The organism is Caloramator sp. CAR-1 (assembly GCF_030546345.1).
GTDB lineage: Bacteria > Bacillota > Clostridia > Clostridiales > Caloramatoraceae > Caloramator > Caloramator australicus.
In genome coordinates, this window is record NZ_JAUONW010000020.1 from 1 (window position 1) to 2,935 (window position 2,935).

Below are 2,935 nucleotides of genomic sequence, written 5' to 3' on the forward strand. Positions count from 1 at the left end.
ATAGTAATATATAAAGAGGACGAGGATGTAATAGGATGCAGTGCAGAAGGGCATATAAGCCATGTATTATCAGCGAGATTAAGCAGTAGGCCATTAGGATGGAGTAAAGAGGGATTAAAGATAATGGCAAAGCTAAGGGTATTTAGCAGGAATGGAGGCAATTTAAGGGAAATAAGTATATACAAGGAAGATATTGAAACATTTAGATTAAATAAAAAGAAGATAAAAGAAACAATTAAAAGAATAAATAATTCTTCACGAGAAGGAATAAATAATATAACAATATTAAATATTGGAAAAGTAACGCCAATGTATAAGATATTAAAATCAATTAAATATGAAAATATAATTTAAAGTTTAAAAGTTTACGAAAGTCTTGATTTTAAACATTTTAGGGGGTTGTCTATAAAAATTAACCTACAATATCTTGACACTATCTAACAAAATATTCACAATTGACAAAATCTTCAAACCCAGTTATAATAAGTATTGAACGGGTTTATAGCCTACCTATAAGGGATTGAAACATTCATCACGTTTTATATATGCAAATGCATTGTGATGTTTATAGCCTACCTATAAGGGATTGAAACAATCTAGTCTATGTTTGCAGAGAATGCCATACTCAGTTTATAGCCTACCTATAAGGGATTGAAACTATAGATCGAAAGGTGGTATAATGGCCAAGGACTTTGTTTATAGCCTACCTATAAGGGATTGAAACTTTTTTCATTGGTATTAAAAAAGCTATATATCCTTTGCGTTTATAGCCTACCTATAAGGGATTGAAACTTAAGCTGCTTTGCAGCTCATTATATATACTTTCAAAGTTTATAGCCTACCTATAAGGGATTGAAACCGGTTTGCTGTGGCTGTGTTTGAACTGTTTTAACCGTTTATAGCCTACCTATAAGGGATTGAAACCATCCCATCCACCCTTATCCGCACCTATAAAATACGGTTTATAGCCTACCTATAAGGGATTGAAACTCGTCATTTCCGAACAAATCGTCATAAACTTTGAACGTTTATAGCCTACCTATAAGGGATTGAAACTTGTAATAGTAGTTCCAGAAATTGATAATATAACTGTTTATAGCCTACCTATAAGGGATTGAAACTCCCCTCCTAACCCAAATTATTTTCTTTTGAACTCTGTTTATAGCCTACCTATAAGGGATTGAAACCTTCATCTAAACGATGAAGTAAGGTTAACAAACTTATTTCAGTTTATAGCCTACCTATAAGGGATTGAAACATTTTCCCTATTATGTATGCATTTACGTTTAACAATGTTTATAGCCTACCTATAAGGGATTGAAACTTTTTTCATACACATCACACTCTTTTCGGCAATTTAGTTTATAGCCTACCTATAAGGGATTGAAACCAAGAATTTAAAGATATTTTTGAAGATCCTAAAATACGTTTATAGCCTACCTATAAGGGATTGAAACTTTTTAAAAATGGCTCAATAATTTCTTCTGCTTGTTGGTTTATAGCCTACCTATAAGGGATTGAAACATACTGTGGATAGAGTTTGTAAAGAGCTGGAAAGTGAGTTTATAGCCTACCTATAAGGGATTGAATTTTAATGTGCGTGCTAGTCTAACCTTAAACATCATGTTTATAGCTTGTCAATAAAGGGCCGAGACTTTGAAAAGCAAGTGAAATATGGGGATATTCTAGATTATATTTATAGGGATAAAGGACAATTTTTTATAAAAAGGTATTGCAAACAGAAAAAAATCTGCTATAATATTTTGTGTAAGCGTTCCACGGTAGCTCAATGGTGGAGCATCCGGCTGTTAACCGGAGGGTTGGAGGTTCGAGTCCTCTCCGTGGAGCCATTTTATTTTTTGTTTAAGGTTTCAGGACAAAAATTCCATTGACAAAGCAATTAAAGCATGGTAATATACACAATGTCGTTGATGATAAGCAAAAAACCTCTTGACATTATATTGAGAGGTTGTTATAATATAAAATGTCGTTTGACCTTTGAAAACTGAACAGTGGCGAAGCGACCAGCAGTAATTTTAGAGGAAGCTAAGGATTTAAACATAAGAGTTTGATCCTGGCTCAGGACGAACGCTGGCGGCGTGCCTAACACATGCAAGTCGAGCGGAGATGCCAAGGAGCAATCCAAGGTGTCTTAGCGGCGGACGGGTGAGTAACACGTGGGTAACCTACCCCAAGGAGGGGGATAACAGGTCGAAAGGCCTGCTAATACCGCATAAAGCTTGTGTATCGCATGATGCATAAGCCAAAGGAGTAATCCGCCTTGGGATGGGCCCGCGGCCCATTAGCTAGTTGGTGAGGTAACGGCTCACCAAGGCGACGATGGGTAGCCGGCCTGAGAGGGTGGTCGGCCACACTGGGACTGAGACACGGCCCAGACTCCTACGGGAGGCAGCAGTGGGGAATATTGCGCAATGGGGGAAACCCTGACGCAGCGACGCCGCGTGAGCGAAGAAGGCCTTCGGGTTGTAAAGCTCTGTCTTCCCTGACGAAGAAAGTGACGGTAAGGGAGGAGGAAGCCACGGCTAACTACGTGCCAGCAGCCGCGGTAATACGTAGGTGGCGAGCGTTGTCCGGAATTACTGGGCGTAAAGGGTGCGTAGGCGGCTTCTTAAGTGAGGTGTGAAATCCCTGGGCTCAACCCAGGAACTGCACTTCAAACTGGGGAGCTAGAGTGCAGGAGAGGAAAGCGGAATTCCCGGTGTAGCGGTGAAATGCGTAGAGATCGGGAGGAACACCAGTGGCGAAGGCGGCTTTCTGGACTGTAACTGACGCTGAGGCACGAAAGCGTGGGGAGCAAACAGGATTAGATACCCTGGTAGTCCACGCTGTAAACGATGAGTGCTAGGTGTGGGAGGCGTAGCCTTCCGTGCCGCAGTTAACACATTAAGCACTCCGCCTGGGGAGTACGGTCGCA

General features: G+C 40.3%; 1 protein-coding gene, 1 tRNA gene, 1 rRNA gene and 1 CRISPR repeat array. All 3 genes read left to right on the top strand.

The features are described 5' to 3' along the window. Positions 1–354, top strand: a 354-nt coding sequence (locus tag Q3V94_RS06660) for a UPF0236 family transposase-like protein (protein ID WP_303526192.1), incomplete at its 5' end; no start/stop codon positions are given. Positions 355–497: 143 nt separating this feature from the next. After that, positions 498–1,591: a CRISPR direct-repeat array (repeat unit 30 nt; unit sequence GTTTATAGCCTACCTATAAGGGATTGAAAC). Between the two features lie 184 nt (positions 1,592–1,775). Beyond that, positions 1,776–1,850 (top strand) — tRNA-Asn (locus Q3V94_RS06665). Between the two features lie 206 nt (positions 1,851–2,056). Further along, positions 2,057–2,935, top strand: a 16S ribosomal RNA gene (locus Q3V94_RS06670); the annotation flags it as partial.